General features: G+C 63.2%; 17 protein-coding genes. 9 read left to right on the top strand and 8 right to left on the bottom strand.

What is annotated here, in order from left to right; all coding sequences use genetic code 11:
* Positions 1-35: 35 nt before the first annotated feature.
* The 4 genes from FHS03_RS20765 to FHS03_RS20750 form a co-directional block, all read right to left on the bottom strand.
* Entirely contained in the window at positions 36-1,277 is a 1,242-nt protein-coding gene (locus FHS03_RS20765; RefSeq protein WP_183442838.1) for a polyhydroxyalkanoate depolymerase, read from the bottom strand.
* A gap of 222 nt (positions 1,278-1,499) precedes the next feature.
* Positions 1,500-2,570, bottom strand: a complete 1,071-nt coding sequence (locus tag FHS03_RS20760) for an NAD(P)/FAD-dependent oxidoreductase (protein WP_183442837.1) — start codon at positions 2,568-2,570, stop codon at positions 1,500-1,502.
* Positions 2,571-2,669: 99 nt separating this feature from the next.
* A complete protein-coding gene (gene fdxA, locus FHS03_RS20755) occupies positions 2,670-2,993 on the bottom strand; it encodes a ferredoxin FdxA (protein WP_050409193.1) in 324 nt (107 codons plus the stop codon).
* 175 nt (positions 2,994-3,168) lie between these two features.
* Positions 3,169-4,581, bottom strand: coding sequence for a gluzincin family metallopeptidase (locus tag FHS03_RS20750; RefSeq protein WP_183442836.1), 1,413 nt, complete (start codon positions 4,579-4,581; stop codon positions 3,169-3,171).
* Positions 4,582-4,707: 126 nt separating this feature from the next.
* Between FHS03_RS20750 and FHS03_RS20745 the strand changes: the two genes are divergently transcribed.
* Both FHS03_RS20745 and FHS03_RS20740 read left to right on the top strand, forming a co-directional pair.
* Positions 4,708-5,964, top strand: coding sequence for a putative Na+/H+ antiporter (locus tag FHS03_RS20745; RefSeq protein ID WP_183442835.1), 1,257 nt, complete (start codon positions 4,708-4,710; stop codon positions 5,962-5,964).
* 43 nt (positions 5,965-6,007) lie between these two features.
* Positions 6,008-6,292, top strand: coding sequence for a polyhydroxyalkanoic acid system family protein (locus tag FHS03_RS20740; protein ID WP_050409190.1), 285 nt, complete (start codon positions 6,008-6,010; stop codon positions 6,290-6,292).
* A gap of 70 nt (positions 6,293-6,362) precedes the next feature.
* Here the strand turns inward: FHS03_RS20740 and FHS03_RS20735 are convergent, their stop codons facing one another.
* Positions 6,363-6,620: an acyl-CoA-binding protein gene (locus FHS03_RS20735; protein ID WP_183442834.1), complete on the bottom strand. Its 258-nt coding sequence runs from the start codon at positions 6,618-6,620 to the stop codon at positions 6,363-6,365.
* A 168-nt stretch (positions 6,621-6,788) separates the two neighbouring features.
* Positions 6,789-7,076 carry an HU family DNA-binding protein gene (locus FHS03_RS20730; protein WP_050409188.1) on the bottom strand — a complete coding sequence of 96 codons (288 nt, stop codon included), beginning with the start codon at positions 7,074-7,076 and terminating at the stop codon, positions 6,789-6,791.
* 285 nt (positions 7,077-7,361) lie between these two features.
* Here FHS03_RS20730 and FHS03_RS20725 point away from each other — a divergent pair, with 285 nt between their 5' ends.
* Complete coding sequence (locus FHS03_RS20725; RefSeq protein ID WP_183442833.1) at positions 7,362-8,114, top strand: anti-sigma factor; 753 nt, start codon at positions 7,362-7,364, stop codon at positions 8,112-8,114.
* A 64-nt stretch (positions 8,115-8,178) separates the two neighbouring features.
* Here FHS03_RS20725 and FHS03_RS20720 read toward each other — a convergent pair whose 3' ends face one another.
* Together FHS03_RS20720 and FHS03_RS20715 are read right to left on the bottom strand one after the other, a co-directional pair.
* A complete protein-coding gene (locus FHS03_RS20720) occupies positions 8,179-8,397 on the bottom strand; it encodes a hypothetical protein (RefSeq protein WP_050409186.1) in 219 nt (72 codons plus the stop codon).
* Between the two features lies 1 nt (position 8,398).
* Positions 8,399-8,755, bottom strand: a complete 357-nt coding sequence (locus FHS03_RS20715; protein ID WP_050409185.1) for an FKBP-type peptidyl-prolyl cis-trans isomerase — start codon at positions 8,753-8,755, stop codon at positions 8,399-8,401.
* 215 nt (positions 8,756-8,970) lie between these two features.
* On the opposite strand from FHS03_RS20715, the gene FHS03_RS20710 reads away from it, so the two are divergent.
* The 6 genes from FHS03_RS20710 to FHS03_RS20685 all read left to right on the top strand — a co-directional run bounded on the left by FHS03_RS20710 (position 8,971) and on the right by FHS03_RS20685 (position 16,968).
* A complete protein-coding gene (locus FHS03_RS20710) occupies positions 8,971-9,939 on the top strand; it encodes a YncE family protein (protein WP_183442832.1) in 969 nt (322 codons plus the stop codon).
* Positions 9,940-9,952: 13 nt separating this feature from the next.
* Entirely contained in the window at positions 9,953-10,777 is an 825-nt protein-coding gene (locus FHS03_RS20705; protein WP_183442831.1) for a polysaccharide deacetylase family protein, read from the top strand.
* Positions 10,774-11,772 (top strand): sterol desaturase family protein, encoded by a 999-nt coding sequence (locus tag FHS03_RS20700; protein ID WP_183442830.1) that lies wholly within the window; start codon positions 10,774-10,776, stop codon positions 11,770-11,772. The genes FHS03_RS20705 and FHS03_RS20700 overlap by 4 nt, the downstream gene beginning before the upstream one ends.
* Positions 11,772-12,599 carry an EI24 domain-containing protein gene (locus tag FHS03_RS20695; protein ID WP_183442829.1) on the top strand — a complete coding sequence of 276 codons (828 nt, stop codon included), beginning with the start codon at positions 11,772-11,774 and terminating at the stop codon, positions 12,597-12,599. Before FHS03_RS20700 ends, FHS03_RS20695 begins: the two co-directional genes overlap by 1 nt.
* 16 nt (positions 12,600-12,615) lie before the next feature.
* Entirely contained in the window at positions 12,616-13,401 is a 786-nt protein-coding gene (locus FHS03_RS20690; protein ID WP_183442828.1) for a competence/damage-inducible protein A, read from the top strand.
* Positions 13,402-13,776: 375 nt separating this feature from the next.
* Positions 13,777-16,968, top strand: coding sequence for a transglycosylase domain-containing protein (locus FHS03_RS20685; protein WP_183442827.1), 3,192 nt, complete (start codon positions 13,777-13,779; stop codon positions 16,966-16,968).
* Positions 16,969-17,006: the final 38 nt, after the last annotated feature.

Here is a 17,006-nt window from a genome sequence, read left to right as displayed (position 1 = left end):
GTGCGGGGCGTTTTGCTGCAAAAGCGTGTAAGCGCTTAGCCGTGCTTCCGGATGAACTCGCCGATCTTGGGGCAGATCACTTCGCGCCAGCGGCGGCCGGAGAAGATGCCGTAGTGGCCGGCGCCCGGCGCCACGAAGTCTTGCTGCATCTCGGCCGGGATGCCGCTGCACAGCTCGTGCGCGGCCTGGGTCTGGCCGGCGCCGGAGATGTCGTCGAGCTCGCCTTCGACGGTGAACAGGGCCACCGTGGTGATGTCCTGCGGACGCACCAACTGGCCGCCGACCTTCCACGTGCCTTGCGGCAGGCTGAAGTCCTGGAACACGGTCTTGATGGTGTCCAGATAGTATTCGGCCGGCATGTCGAGCACGGCATTGTACTCGTCGTAGAACTTGCGGTGGCTGTCGGCCGGCTCGTCGTCGCCCGTTACCAGGTGCATGTAGAACTCGCGGTGGCTTTGCGCGTGGCGGCCTGGATTCATGGCGATGAAGCCGGCGTGCTGCAGGAAGCCGGGATAGACTTTGCGGCCAAAACCGGGGTAGTTCGGCGGCACCGGATAGATCACGGTGTTTTCGAACCAGGAGAATTTCTTCTCGGTCGCCAGATTGTTGACCTGGGTCGGCGATTTGCGCGGATCGATCGGGCCGCCCATCATGGTCATGGTCTTGGGCAGCTTCGGATCTTTGGCCGAGGCCATCAGCGAAATGGCGGCCAGCACCGGCACCGTCGGCTGGCAGACCGAGATCACGTGGACATCCGGCCCCAGCAGGCGGATGAATTCCTGCACGTAGAAAATGTAGTCGTCCAGGTGGAAGGGGCCTTCCGAGACCGGCACCATGCGCGCATCGGTCCAGTCGGTGATGTAGACGTCGTGTTCCGGCAGCAGGCCGCGTACGGTGTCGCGCAGCAGGGTGGAGTGGTGGCCGGACAGCGGGGCCACCAGCAGCACGGTGGGCTGCTTCAGGGCGCGCATGTCCTTGTCGCTCAAATCCTTGCGAAAGTGGATCAGGCGGCAAAACGGCTTTTGCAGTGCAACATCCTCGATGATGCGCGCATCCTTGGTCTTGCCCTTGACCGGCGTGTAATCGAGGCCGAAAGCGGGCTTCTCATAGTCCTTGCCCAGGCGGTACATCAGCTCGTAGCCGGCCGCGATGCGCTGCGAAAACGGCGTGTGGGCAAGGGGCGACACCGGGTTGCTAAAAAGTTTGGACGACGCTTCCGCCCACTGCATCAGCGGGTTCAGGAAGGAGCGTTGCATTTCGTGGAGTTGGTAAAGCATAGGTAATCCCGGGTCGTGTGCGGTGCAGCAAAAAAAGCGCCGCGGACAAACATGAATCAATTATAGGCCATTTATTCATGCAGTACAGCATTTCACCGTAACCGTCAGAAAGTAGGCGATCCGGCCTGCCTCCAGTGTCCCTTTAGGCACAATAATAGTGCCGCGCCCATAAAAAAAGCAGCGTTCCCGCTGCTTTTTTGTAGGAGTTTTCTTAGACTGTTGTCAGTCGAACACTGGCGTTTCCACGCCCAGCACCTTGTGCAGCTTCGGCGAGGTGGTGGTGTATTGCATATGGATCTTCTTGTCCGGGAAGATGTAAGGCGCCGCGCCGAAGGCCGCCAGGGCCGCCTCGTGGAAGCCGGACAGGATCAGCTTCTTCTTGCCTGGGTAGGTGTTGATGTCGCCCACGGCGAAGATGCCCGGCACATTGGTTTCGAACTTCTCGGTGTTCATCACTTTGAGCTGTTTGCGCTCGATGTCCAGACCCCATTCGGCGATCGGACCCAGCTTCGGCGACAGGCCGTAGAACACCAGCAGCATATCGAGCGGCACGCGGCGGGTCACGCCATCGGCGCCGGTGACCTTGATTTCGGTCAGCAGGCCGTCTTTGCTCTCATGGCCGGTGACCTGGCCGATGATCAGCTGCATTTCGTAGTCTTCGCACAGCGCTTTCATCTTGGCCACGGAAGCGGGCGCGGCGCGGAAGTCTTCGCGGCGGTGCAGCAGCACCACCGATTCGGCCTTGCCGACGAAGTTCAGGGCCCAGTCCAGGGCGGAGTCGCCGCCGCCGCAGATCACCAGGTTCTTGCCTTCGAACAGGGCCGGTTCCTTGACGCGATAGAACAGCTGTTTGTTCTCGAATTCTTCGATGCCGTCCACTTTCAGGGTGCGCGCCTGGAAGGAACCCACGCCGGCGGCGATGAAGATGGTCTTGGTGATGAACTTGGTGCCGATATTGGTTTCGACATTGAAGCGGCCGTCTTCGCGGCGTTCCACCACGGTCACTTCCTGGCCCAGGTGGAAGGTCGGGTCGAACGGGGCGATCTGTTTGAGCAGATTGTCGGTCAGTTCCTGGCCGGTGCAGGAAGGAACGGCGGGAATGTCGTAGATAGGCTTGTCCGGATACAGCTCCACACACTGGCCGCCAACCGCCGCCAGGGAATCGATCACATGGGCCTTGATTTCCAGCAGGCCGAGTTCGAATACCTGGAACAGGCCGACTGGGCCTGCACCGATGATGACGGCGTCAGCTTCAATGACGCTTCCTGGGGTGGTGGCAGTTACGCTATTCATACGCTTTCATTCCTGTTATTTCAAAATTAGCAGGCCGATATGCTACTACGCCGCGCCGGACGGCGCTGCGGACTCCCGATACCGGCTGCAAATCCCGCCTTAGCGCACCAGCAGGTGGGCTTTTTCCTGGACGTCCTTGAACTGCTCGGCTTCAGGCAGGGCTGGCTTGGTCTTCGTGATCGAAGGCCAGTTGCGCGAGAGATCGCTATTGATTTTGATGAATTGCTGCTGATCGGACGGCACGTCTTCTTCAGCGAAAATGGCGTTGACCGGGCATTCGGCCACGCACACGGCGCAATCGATGCACTCGTCGGGGTCAATGGCTAGGAAATTCGGGCCTTCGCGGAAACAATCGACCGGGCACACATCGACGCAGTCCGTGTAGCGGCAGGCGATGCAAGATTCGGTGACAACGTGAGTCATAACAGTCCTATCAATGTTGATGCGCTGAAGCGGCTAGCTATGAATTCGGCAGATTACTTCAGCAAAGCACTGTATTTTAAGGTAATTCGCTCTTTCTCACAATTCAGGCTTAGACACAATACAAATAAGCAAATTCGCGGCCCAAATGATACAAATCCCTTGTCAATACAGGGGCTTATGTGGTTCGCACACTATATTGGCGGCACCACTGCGCCAGCGCCGCGCGTTCCCCGTCCAAAACCCCTTCCAATTCAAAGTATTCGGCGTGATTCATGGTGCCGCAGCAGGCGCGCCGGTCTTGCCGCGCGCCCGGCTCATCCTCCACCAGGGCGATCACGGTCTGCTCTTCGGCCGGCGCCGCACCCACGCCTTCAGCCACCGCCGCGATCACCTCGCGCAGGGCGAAGCGGTTGCGGATGAATTCGCTGTACGCGGGCGGCACCCCATCTTCCCCTGCCAGGCGCAGCAGCTGGCCGGCCACGTCGGCATAGGTGGCCGCCCGCTCGGGCGCGGCCACCAGGGCGCGCAGCAGCAGGCCGCGCAGATAGGCCGCCACGCGGTGCAGCACGGCGGCATCGTCTTCCGCACCGGGATGGCGCTCGAAGCTGAAGATGTCGGCAAGAATATCGTAAATCGCCCCGGTAAAGACCTGGGAGATAGCATGGACTTCGGTGCCGGCCTCGGACAGCTTGAGGTCGTTGTCGGCGTTGCGCAAGCCATTGGGCCGGCCCAGGGCCAGACCGAACTGCTCGGCCATATCGGCCAGGAAGGTCTTGTCGTGCAGGTCGGCGCGGGTCTGGGCGATCACCGCCTCCACCTGGTCGAGCTGGGACAGGGCCAGGAAGATGGCGGTCAGGTCGCCGAAGCTTTCGTGCAGGCCGCCGGTCTGCGGTGGATTGCTGTTGAGCAGCCAGCGCGGTTTCAGGCCGTCGAGTACGGCGTGGCCGGTTTCGTGCGCCACGATGTCGAAGGAGCGGCAGGTGAACACGCGCTCGCTGGCGCCGCTGGGTACGAAGTCGCCGAACTTGAGCGCCTTTTCCTGCCGGCTGTAATAGGCGTTCATCACGTTCGGCAGGCCGTGGGCGTGCACCGTGAGCGCCTCGGTATCGTGTTCGCTGTTCCAGGCCCAGGGCAGGGGCGAGGCGGCGCCATCATGCGCCAGCGCGCGCTGGTACATGGTCAGGGTCTGGCGCACCACGGCGAAGGTGTGCACGGCGTCGAACTGCTCGGTATTGGGCGAGAGGATGAAGTCGCCGAAAGCATTGGGGCTGACCGGGGCGATCTCGGCGCCGCTGGCGATGCGCGCGTCGCGCGGACCGCTCAGCACCACGCCGGGCAGGAAGGTTTTGCGCGTGCCCATCTCGCTCACCGAGGGGTCCTGTTTCCAGATCAGTACGCGCGAACCGGTGGGCAGCGGCGGCGCCGGCGGCGCGGCCGGGTCGAGGCGGGGCCGGCCGGGCTGCACGGTCAGCTGCACCGTCTTGCGGTGCTGGCGGTAGGATGCCGTGGGCGTCGGCACATAGCCGACGGGCAGGGCGGCGCATTCGGTGACGACGGCTTGCAGCGGCACGGTGACTTGGCGGTCCATGATGTTCTCCCGGTGAGCGACGGCGGCGCCGTCCTGGAAAACCATGGTTCTCCCGCGCCGCCGCCTGGCGTTTGATCCCGCACAAAGTACAATCGGAGAAAACAGTAAAACAACAGGGGAGACCGAGTGGCACCGACCAGCATCCAAATCATAGGCGCGGCCTTGTTCGCCATCGCCGTCCTGCATACCTTTTCCACCAAGCTGTTCGAACGCCTGGCCCATGCCCATCCGGCCCACGCCGGCATCTGGCATCTGCTGGGCGAGGTGGAAGTCGTGTTCGGCTTTTGGGCGCTGGTGCTGGTGCTGTGCATTTTCGCGCTCGATGGTTCGCCCGCCGCCACCGCTTACCTGGACAGCCGCAACTACACCGAGCCGCTGTTCGTCTTCACCATCATGGTGATTGCCGCCACGCGCCCGGTGCTGGTGGCGACCCGGGCCGGCGTGCGCCTGCTGGCCAGCGTGGTGCGCCTGCCGGGCAGCATGGGCTTTTACTTCACCGTGCTGGCCGTGGTGCCCTTGCTCGGCTCCTTCATCACGGAACCGGCCGCCATGACCCTGGGCGCCATGATCCTGTCGCACAGCATTTTCGCGCGCGGCCTGTCGGAGCGGCTGAAATACGCGACGCTGGGCGTGCTGTTCGTGAATGTCTCGATCGGCGGCACGCTGACCCCGTTCGCCGCGCCGCCGGTGCTGATGGTGGCCGGCAAATGGCAGTGGGATATGGCTTTCATGCTCAGCCACATCGGCTGGAAGGCGGCGCTGGCCGTGACCGTCAATGCCATGGCCGCGACCTTGCTGTTCGCCGGCGAGTTGTCGGCGCACCGCCCGGCCAGCGAGGCCGAGGAGGCGCACGTGCCCTGGCCTTTGACCTTGGTCCATCTGGCTTTCCTGGCTGGGGTGGTGGTGTTTTCCCACCATCCGGCCGTCTTCCTTGGCCTCTTCCTGTTCTTCCTCGGCGTGGCCCACGCCTATGCGCGCTACCAGGAACGCTTGATCCTGCGCGAAGGCTTGATGGTGGCTTTCTTCCTGGCCGGCCTGGTGGTGCTGGGCGGCCAGCAGCAATGGTGGCTGGAGCGCGTGCTGATGAGCATGAGCAGTTCGGCCGTCTACTACGGCGCCACCGCGCTGACGGCCGTCACCGACAACGCGGCACTGACGTATCTGGGTTCGCTGGTGGAAGGGCTGAGCGACGATTTCAAATATGCGCTGGTGACGGGCGCCGTCACCGGCGGCGGCCTGACGGTGATCGCCAACGCGCCGAATCCGGCCGGCATGGCCATCCTCAAAGGGCATTTCGAGCTGGGCACAGTGAATGCCGCCTACCTGTTTTTGGCGGCCCTGGGGCCGACCATCGTCGCCATCCTGGCTTTCCGCCTGCTCTAGGCTGTGGCATCATTGCGCCTTTTGCTCAGGACGAGGAAGGCGCATGGCCGATATCAACATCACCCAGGAACACAGCCTGGACCCAGCCCAGGCAAGGGCGGCCGCGGAAAAAGTGGCGCAAAAAATGGCCCAGGAATTCGACCTGGCCTGCACGTGGCAAGGCGATGTGCTGCGTTTCGAGCGCAGCGGCGTGGAAGGTTCGCTGACCCTGGCGCCGGAACAGGCGCAGATGAAAATCAAGCTGGGCTTCCTGCTCAGCGCCTTCTCTTCCAGCATCGAAAGCAAGGTGGCCGAGAATATGCGCAAGGTGTTTGCCGGCGCGGCTTGAACCGGCTTCCGGCTTAAAAAACAGCGGGGCGCTCTGAGGCGCCCCGTTTTTTTTGCCTGCGCTTGCTGTATCAAGCGGCTTTCAGTTCTTCGATCAGGTCGACGTACTGCTGCTTGGCTTCTTCCTGCGACGTGCCTTTCAGATTGGCCCAGGCGTCGAATTTGGCGCGGTTGACGAAGTCGGTCATGCCGGGGCGCTCGCCGCTGGCATCGCCCGCCGACGCCTGTTTGAACAGGGCGTAGATTTTCAGCAGGGTCATATTGTCCGGGCGCTCAGGCAGGTTTTTCGAATCCAGCACGGCCTGATCGAATTGCTCTTGCAAACTCATGTCTAATCTCCTCTTGGCGATGGGTAAGGGCCATATCATACAAAGAAGCCCCGCCGCGCAGTGCCGGAAAACTAGAGGGAAGGCTCAAATCGGGCGCCCATGAAAAAACGGCGGTTCAGGACAGGCCGAAGGGACTGCCCTGAACCGCCGTTTCGGCGGGACCGAGAATTACTTCTTCTTGGTTGGGTTCACTGCCGCTTTCAGGGTAGCGCCAGCCGAGAATTTTGGGGTTTTGGACGCGGCGATTTTGATCGCTTCGCCGGTTGCAGGATTGCGGCCTTTGCGTGCAGCGCGTTTGGCGACGGAGAAGGTGCCGAAGCCGGTGATGCCGACCGTATCGCCTTTTTTCAGACGCTCGGTAACGATGGCAATCAGAGTGTTCACTGCGTCATTGGCGGCGGCACCGGACATCTCGGTACGCTTCGCAAATTCTGCAATCAGTTCGCCTTTTTTCATTACTACCTCCTTGGTTAATAGAGCGCGCAGATTAGCACAATAATTGCCAAATGTAATGCTTTCTGTTTGAAGAAACCCTTACAGTGCATGGCTTGCGACAAAACTGCCCAAAAAACAGGCGTAAAACCTGGCTGTCCGCGATGCGCGCCGCCGCTGCACCGCATTGGCGCGGCGGGTGCGCGGTTGATGTGCGCAGCCCTGTCGCTGCCGCGCAAACAGGGCACGAATTAGCGCAGCCCGGTGCTAATATAAGGAATCGGATTCTGAACGGGCGGGGATGGAATCATGAGTTTTTCCGACGATGTCCTGATGGCTTATGCCGACGGGGAACTGGACCAGGCGACCCGCCATGCCATTGAAGAGGCCATGCAGCGCGATGCCGGTCTGGCTGAGCGCGTGGCCCGATTCAAGCTGACACACGCGGGCAGCAGCGAGGCGGCGCAGGGACGGCGGCGCCAGCCGCAGCACCAGGCCATTGTGGTGCAGCTGGCGGCCGTGCGTGCCAGAAAGGAAGCCAGTCAGCAGGCGGCGCGCCGCGCGCGCCATCTGTGGCGCTGGTCCTGGCCGGTGTGGACGGCGCTGCTCGTCACGCTGGTGCTGGGCATGCTGGCGGGACGCTATGGACTGATGTGGTTGCAAACGGATGCCGTCAGCGAAAGCGTGGTCAGCCGCGAGGGCGGCTTGATGGCCCAGGGCAAGCTGGCCACGGCGCTGGAGCGCCAGCTGATGTCGAACGCGGTGGCGGCCGGCGGTGTCCGCATCGGTCTGACCTTCGTGTCGGTGGACGGACTGTTTTGCCGTAGCTTTATCGCCGATGGCAATGTGCAGGATTTGGCGGGATTGGCTTGCAAGAACGGCGGCGAGTGGCGCCTGCCTTTGCTGGTGCAGTATATGCGGCCGGCCTCGCCGGGCGCTTCGCGCCAGGCGGCGGCGGAGATGCCGCAAGTGGTGCAGGATGCGATCGACCAGCGCAGCGGCGCCCAGCCGCTCGATGAGCGCGGCGAGCGCGAAGCCATGCGCAAGGGATGGAAACGCTGAACTTGCTATATTGAGCTTGCTTGGAGGGGGAGGAAAGGCCGGCTGAACGCCGGCCTTCCGCTTCTTATTTCTTCTCGTCGTCGCCGGACCCGGCCACGGCCTTGCCGACCGAGACCACGCCCTTGCCGGCCGCCACGCCCACATCGACGGCGGTGGAGGCCACCGTCACGCCGGCGCCGACCACGGCGCCGGTGACGGCCACGACGGCGCAGCCGCCGAGCGTCGCCGCCAGCAGGCTGGCGCCCAGCACTGCCGGCACTGCCGCCAACAGGGCGCGCGGCATCTTATACGCCCAGCAGTTCGACGTCGAAGATCAGGGTGGCGTTGGGCGGGATCACGCCGCCGGCGCCACGCGCGCCATAGCCCAGCTCAGCCGGGATGGTCAGCTGGCGCAGGCCGCCGATCTTCATGCCTTGCACGCCTTCGTCCCAGCCGCGGATCACCATGCCGGCGCCCAGGGCGAATTCAAACGGATCGTTGCGGTCTTTGCTCGAATCGAATTTCGGGCCTTTGCTGCCGTCGTCGTTGCGCAGCCAGCCGGTGTAATGCACGGTGACGTTCTGGCCCGCCTTGGCTTCGGCGCCGTCGCCGGTGGTGATGTCTTCGTATTGCAGGCCGGATGGGGTGGTGATGATGGACATGGATGCTCCTTGGTTAATCAATAGGGGATTTAGCCCCCGATTGTAGTGCATGGTTTCAGCCCGCGCCATGGCGCTGCGGTATTCATGGCACGAATAAAACTGGCAGCTAGACTTAAGGCGCGCTTTAAATCACCCTTAAATATTGTCGGCAATAACTATATAAACCCCGGTTTCCCTTTAAAATAAGGTTTTGCTTCTCTCAGGCGAGATTTTTCATGTTACGCAGTATCCGTCGTGCCGTTCTGTTCCTCTGCCTGTTCGCCGCCATTCCAGCGGTCCAGGCCAATGTCGTGGTCATCCTCAATTCCCGTGACGCCACCGTGCAACTGCTGGATCAGAATACGAAGAAGAGCCTGTCCACCTTTGCCGTTGGCAAAGAGCCGCACCACCTGATGGCCACGCCGGACAACAAGTCCCTGATCGTCGCCAGCGCCGTCGGCAATGAGCTGATCTTCCTCGATCCGAAAACCGGCCAGATCCAGCGCCACGTCAAAGACATCACCGATCCTTACCAGATCGGCTTTTCGCCGGACCAGAAATGGTTCATCGCCACCGCGCTGCGCCTCGACCATGTGGACGTCTACCGTTACGACGGCAAGAACTTCACGCTGGCCAAGCGCCTGCCCATGCCCAAGCTGCCCAGCCATATCGCTTTCAGCGCCGACAGCAAGACCGCTTTCATCACGCGCCAGGGCAGCGACCAGGTCAGCGCCATCGACTTGACGACGCAGGCCATCAAGTGGACGCTGCCGGTGGGCAAGCTGCCGGCCGGCATCACCGTGACGCCGGACGATAAATACCTGCTGGTCGGCATCATGGGTTCCGATTATGTGGAAGTGATCGACTGGCGCGCCCAGAAGACCGTCAAGCGCATCAAGGCCGGCGCCGGCACGCACAACTTCCGCGCCCATGGCGACAACCGCATGATCTATGTGTCGAACCGCGTCTCGAACACCATCAACATCATCGACCAGAAAACGCTGGAAAACGTCGGCACCATCAATGTGCCGGGCGGTCCGGACTGCATGGAAATCACGGAAGATGGCAAGACCATGTGGGTGACGCTGCGCTGGATCAAGAAAGTGGCGGTAATCGACCTGCCGACGCGCAAGGTCACCAATCTGATTCCGGTCGGCCGCTCGCCGCACGGCGTGTTCTTCGCCAATTCCTCGGCGCGCATGTAAGGCAGGAGGGCCGATGCCAGCCCCGCGCAACACCCCACCGCACGCAGGAAAACGGGCAAGGGCCGCCGCCGCAGCGGCGCTGGCCCTTGCCGCGCTTGCCACGGCGCAGTCTACGCCCGCCGCGCCGGCGTGCCGCGGCACGGTCTACCTGACGTTTGACACGGGCAGCCAGTCCCAGGCCGAGCTGATCGCCGCCACCTTGCACCGGCACCAGATCAAGGCCACCTTCTTCCTGGCCAATGAAAAGACCGTGCGCGGCGACTATTCGCTCGATCCCGCCTGGGCCGGGTACTGGAAGGCCCGCGTCGCGGAAGGCCATGCTTTCGGCTCGCATACCTTCGATCACGTCTACTGGCAAAAAGATGCGGCCAACGGTTTGATCCAGGTCAAACCGCAATTCGGCGCCCAGGCCGGGCATAGCCAGCAGTGGACGGCCCAGCAGTATTGCGCGGAAATCCGCCGCGTCGACCAGCGTTTCCGCGAGCTGACCGGGCGCGGCCTCGATCCCTTGTGGCGCGCGCCCGGCGGCCGCACCTCGCCGCGCACGCTGGCGGCGGCCAAGGCCTGCGGCTACGCCCACGTGGGCTGGGCCAAGGCCGGCTTCTCCGGCGACGAGCTGCCCAGCGAAACGGCGCCGAATGCGCTATTGTTGAAAAAATCGCTGGATGGCTTGCGCGGCGGCGATATCTTTATGGCCCATATGGGCATCTGGTCGCGCAAGGACCCGTGGGCGCCGGCCAATCTGGAGCCGCTGATCCTGGGCCTGAAGCAGAAGGGCATGTGCTTCGCCACCTTGCGCGAGCACCCTGATTATTTGGAAATGATGAAGCAGCAATGATGCATTTACTCACCGACTGGTTTGGCATGGCCCAGGGCTGGCTGTTCGAAAGCCTGATCCAGCCCCTGATTTATTACACCGGCCTCGGCGAATTTACCGAAGAGGCTTTCGAAGGCACCGAGTGGCTGCTGACCGGCCTGTGCGAGCTGGTGATCCTGTTTACCCTGCTGCGCCCGCTCGAAGCCCTGATTCCCGTGCATAAGTTCGACGACAGGCGCGCGCGTTGGAATGACTTCATCTATACGGTGATCCACCGCATCGGCCTGTTCCCGGTGCTGATCTTCTTCACGCTCGATCCGCTGATGGATGGTCTGGCCGGCATGCTGCGCATGGAAAATGTGCGCCCCTTCAATCTGGAAGAGCTGTTGCCGGGCATGAATCCCATGGTGGGCTTCTTCCTCTACCTGGTGGTGCTGGACTTCTTCGATTACTGGTTCCACCGCGCCCAGCACCATTTCGGCTGGTGGTGGGGCTTGCACAGCCTGCACCACAGCCAGCGCAATATGAATCTGTGGAGCGACGACCGCAACCACCTGCTCGACGACCTGCTGCGCGATGTGATGATGGGTGCGCTGGCCCTGGCCATCGGCGTGCCGCCCGGCCAGTACGTGCTGCTGGTCTCGCTCTCGCGCATGCTGCAAAGCCTGCAGCACGCCAATGTGCGCATCCATTTCGGCCTCATCGGCGAGCGCCTGCTGGTGTCGCCGCGCTTCCACCGCATGCACCATGCGATCGGCATCGGCCACGAATCGAAAGGGCAGGGCACTTTGGGCGGCTGCAATTTCGGCGTGCTGCTGCCGGTCTGGGATATTCTGTTCCGCACCGCCAATTACACGCCGCGCTTTGAAACCACCGGCGTGCGCGACCAGCTGCCGCGCAGCAATGCCGACGGCAGCGTGCGGCCCGGCCGCGACTATGGCCGCGGCTTCTGGCGCCAGCAATGGCTGGGCTTGAAGCGCATGGTGGAATTCTCCCGCAAAAGGAAACCTGTCTGATGCGCGACGTTGTCAACGCCTATGGCCGCGCGCTGCTGTCGCAGTTGCACGGCCGCATGCTGCTGCTCAGCATCGTGCCCTTCATCCTCTCCGTGCTGGTGTGGGCGGGGCTGCTCTACCTCGGCATGCAGCCGCTGCTGGACTGGCTGCACGCCACCTTCACCGAATACGACGGCTTCCGCGCCAGCGGTTCCTGGCTCAGCAGCTGGGGGCTGGCCGCGCTGAAAACCGTGGTGGTGCCCTTTGTCGCGCTGCTGCTCCTGCTGCCGCTGATGATCCTGACCGCCCTGATCTTCATGGGCGTGGCGGCCATGCCCTTCATCGTGCGCCATGTCGGCGGCCGCCACTTCCCCACGCTGGAGAAGAAGCAGGGCGGCACCCTGCTGGGCAGCGTGGCCATGGCCTTGCGCTGCTTCGTGCTGTTTGCCGCCATCTGGTTCTGCACCTTGCCGCTGTACTTCGTGCCGCCGCTGGCGCTGGCCAGCCAGGTGCTGTTGTGGGGCTGGCTGACCAGCCGCGTCATGGCCTACGACGCGCTGGCCGATTACGCCAGCGAGGACGAACGCAAGCAGCTGATGCACGAGCGCCGCTGGCAATTGCTGGCGATCGGCGTGGTGTCCGGCGCGGCGGGCGCCCTGCCAGGCCTGATCTGGCTTGGCGGCGCGGCCATCGCCGTGGTCTTCTTCCCCTTCCTGGCGGCGGCCTCGATCTGGCTGTACGTGCTGATATTTATCTTCACCGGCCTGTGGTTTGAGTATTATTGTCTGGAGGCGCTGGCGCGCCAGCGCGCTGCCGCCGTGGAGAAGGACATCACGCACACGGCTTAAGGAATAGGGCAGGGCTATGGCTATTGGACTGATTATCATAGGCGACGAAATCCTTTCGGGAAAACGCGTCGACCAGCACTTCCCCAAAGTGGTGCAGCTCTTGGCTGCGCGCGGCTTGCAGCTGGGTTGGGCTGAATATCTGGGCGACGATCCGGCGCGCATCACGGCCACCTTGAAACGCAGCTTCGCCAGCGGCGACATCGTGTTTTCCTGCGGCGGCATCGGCGCCACGCCGGACGACCATACGCGCCAGGCCGCGGCTGCTGCGCTGGACAAACCGCTGCGGCTGCACCCGCAAGGCAAGGAATTGATCCAGCAGCGCATTACGCAGGTGGCGCAGGAAGCGGGCCAGGTGGCCGACCTGAATTCGGCGGAAAACCTGCACCGCCTGAAGATGGCCGAATTCGCCGAAGGCGCGGCCCTGATTCCCAATCCCTACAACAATATTCCCGGCTTCGCGCTCGGCATGCATTACTTCGTGCCGGGCTTCCCGGTGATGGCCTGGCCCATGATCGAGTGGGTGCTCGACACCCATTACGCCGACCTGTTCAACCGCGAGCCGCGCGCCGAACACGCCGTGCTGGTATATGAAGCGGCGGAATCGGCGTTGACGCCGCTGATGGTGGCGATCGAAGCGTCCTTCCCGCGCGTGAAGGTGTTCAGCCTGCCCAGCGTGGGCGATGCGCGCACGCGCCGCCATATCGAATTGGGCGTGAAGGGCGAGCCGGGACAGGCGGCGCAAGCGTTCCGCCAGATGTGCGCCGAACTCGATAGACTGGAGGCAGAATACCGTCCGCTGTAAAGCGCGGAACCTTGGAAATGACAGCCGTATTTCAGCAGTGTTTCAGGGCTGTGACAGCGGCGATGGCGATGCTTGCACGGAAGGCTGAGCGTCGTTGTTTTTTTGCGAAAATCGGCAGCGGCGAAGAAAATATCTGCCCGACGGCCCGTGCACTGCACGCCGTTGTGGTGCAATGGTAATCAAGCGCTGCCGGAAAGAGGTCTCGCGAAAGCAGTGCTGGTTTGCTGATTTACCCGATTCACCGGTTTAAACAATATGTTAAGCAATCGTCGTTTTCGCCGGCCCCCTGTCGTTGTACGCGCGGTGCGCAAATTGCGCGCCGGAGCGGCGGCGATGGGTTACGGTGGCGCCAGGCGCCGATTGCGCTCTGTACCTATGCCTTCCCATCCAGAACACGAACAACGCAACGACGACGCGCAGTTTGCGCCAACCAAGCCGGCCACGCCGCCGCCATCGGAACCGAAGAAAGGGCATCGCACCCGCAATGCCTTCATTCTGTTGATGCTGGTGCTGCTCTCGCTGGGCGTCTGGTGGCTGCTGCAGGAAGTGCGCACCTCGGCGATGCAGGCGCGCTTCTTCTCCAATCTGGTGGGCAAGCTCAGTTACCGCGTTGAAGCGGGACCGAGCCAGGCGATCCGCTTCCCGCACGACAGCCCCTACGACGAGCGCCTGGGCTATGCCAATCTGCCCGACTATCTGGGCAAGCTCAAAAGCAAGGACTATGTGGTGACGGCGCAGGCGCGCTTCTCGCCCAAGATGATCGAGCTGGCCGATATGGGCCTGTTCGCCACCTACCGCGAAAAGACCAAGGCCGGCCTGTCGATCTACGATTGCCGCGCCGAACCGCTGTTCAGCGCCAGTTATCCCGAGCGCGTCTACGGCAGCTTCGACAAGACGCCGCAAGCCCTGGTGGCCAGCCTGCTCTTCATCGAAAACCGCGAGCTGCTGGACGACACCTATCCGAAGCGCAATCCGGCCGTGGAATGGGACCGCCTGAGCAAGGCCGTGCTGGAAAAATCGCTGGCCAGCGTGGGCGCCGGCTCGCACCGCGCCGCCGGCGGCAGCACCCTGGCGACGCAGATCGAGAAATACCGCCACTCGCCGGAAGGCCGCACCGCCTCCATGAAGGACAAGCTGCAGCAGATGGTTTCGGCCGCCCTGCGCGCCTACCAGCAGGGCGAGGACACCACCGCCGTGCGGCGCCAGATCGTGGTCGATTACCTCAACACCGTGCCGCTGTCGGCCAAGCCTGGCTATGGCGAAGTGAATGGCATCGGCGACGGCATGTGGGTCTGGTATGGCCGCGACTTCGAGGAAGTGAGCCGCCTGCTGGGCGGCAAGATGGACCAGCCGGGCAGCGCCCTGGCCTTCAAGCAAGCCTTGTCGCTGCTGATCGCGCAGCGCCGCCCCAGCTATTACCTGGGCGACGGCGACGCCGACCTGGAAACCCTGGCCAACAGCCACTTGCGCGTGCTGGCCCAGGCCGGCGTGATCTCGCCGGCCCTGCGCGACGCCGCGCTCAAGGAAGAACTGCACCCGGCCCACGGTTCCGGCGTGGCGGCGGCGCCGCCCATGGCCTTCGTCACACGCAAGGCCTCGAACGCGGTGCGCACCCACCTGGCCGGCCTGCTGGGCGATAACCGCCTCTACAACCTGGACCGCCTCGACTTGAGTGTCAACACCACGCTCGACGCGCAATCGCAGCGCGCCGTCACCGCCGTGCTGCGCGAGCTGCGCGATCCGGACGCGGCGCAGGCCGCCGGCCTGACCGGCAAGGGCATGCTGGGCAACGGCGATCCGGCCAATGTGGTGTACAGCTTCACCTTGCTGGAAAAAGGCGAGAAGACCAACTACCTGCGCGTGCAGACCGACAACTTCGACCAGCCGCTCGATATCAACGAAGGCGCCAAGCTCGATCTGGGTTCCACCGCCAAGCTGCGCACCCTGGTCACGTATATGGACATCGTCGACCAGTTGCACAAGAAATATGGCGGCATGGATGTGGCCGAACTGAAGAAAGTGGCGCTCGAACCGCGCGACCGGCTCAGCGCCTGGGGCGTGGAATACCTGATCGCCACGCCGATGGACAAGCGCGACCTGCCCGCCATGCTGCAGGCGGCCATGGAGCGCAAGTATTCCGGCAATCCGGGCGAGGGCTTCTTCACCGGCGGCGGCCTGCATTACTTCGGCAACTTCTCGAAGGAAGACGACAGCCGCATCCTGACCGTGCGCGAAGCGCTGCGCCGTTCCACCAATCTGGTCTTCGTGCGCCTGATGCGCGACGTGGTGAAGTACTACTCCTTCCAGACGCCGGGATCGTCCGCCACCCTGCTGGCCGATGCCGACGATCCGCGCCGCGCCCAGTACCTGGCGCGCTTCGCCGACAAGGAAGGCAAGGAATTCCTGTACCGCTTCTACGCCAAGTACAAGGGCAAGCCGCTCGATGAGCTGGACAAGATCCTGGTCGGCAGCATTCGCGCCACGCCGGTGCGGCTGGCGAACATCCACCGCACCCTGTATCCGCAGGCGACGCTGGCGCAGTTCGGCAGCTTCGTCAACGATAATCTGCAAAGCCAGAACGAGGTGCCCGACGACCGCCTGGAACGCATGTACGACCAGTACGCGATGGACAAATGGTCGCTGGCCGACCGCGGCTACCTGGCCAATGTGCATCCGCTCGAACTGTGGCTGGTGGCCTATCTGCGCACGCATGACGGCGCCACGCTGACGCAGGTGGTGGCCGCCAGCGAGAAGGAGCGCCAGGAAGTCTACCAATGGCTGTTCAAGACCCACCGCAAGCATGCGCAGGACAAGCGCATCGCCGGCCTGCTGGAAATGGAAAGCTTCATGGAAATCCACCGCCAGTGGAAGAAGATGGGCTACCCCTTCGATTCGCTGGTGCCATCCTATGCCACCACCCTGGGCGCCTCGGCCGACCGTCCCGCCGCGCTGGCCGAGATGATGGGCATCATCATCAACGGTGGCGTGCGCAAGCCGACCCAGCGCGTCGCCTCCATGCACTTCGCCGCCGGCACGCCGTATGAAACCAAGGTCGAGCGCAATAAGGACAGCGGCTCCGAACAGGTGCTCTCGCCCGAAGTGGCGCGCGCCGTGGCCGACGCCGTGCGCGAAGTCGTCTCCGACGGCACCGCCAAGCGCGCCCGCGCCGCCTTCATCGGCGCCGACGGCAAGAATATCCCGGTTGGCGGCAAGACCGGCACCGGCGACCAGCGCTTCGACGTGTACGCCGCCGGCGGACGCCTGATCGAATCGCGCTACGTCAACCGCTCCGCCACCTTCGTCTTCAATATCGGCGAGCGCTTCTTCGGCAGTATGACCGCCTATGTGCACGGCCCCGACTCCAAGAACTACGACTTCACCAGCGCCCTGCCGGTGCAGTTGCTGGTCGCCCTGGCGCCGAGCCTGATGCCCCTGATCGAGCCCGAGAAAGCCGCCAAAAGCGGCGTCGTCGCCGCCGGCTTGCGCAGCGGAGGCGCTGGCGCGCAAGCCCTGCCCGCCAGCGCCACCAACGCCCCCGTCCCGCTGCGCGCCTGCGCCGGCGGCTAACCCCCACCATTTGATCTAGCGCAAACAATGTCCCACCC

This window comes from Pseudoduganella violacea (assembly GCF_014191875.1).
GTDB classification, from domain to species: Bacteria; Pseudomonadota; Gammaproteobacteria; order Burkholderiales; family Burkholderiaceae_D; genus Rugamonas; species Rugamonas violacea_A.
This window is presented reverse-complemented; position numbering and strand designations above follow the sequence as displayed.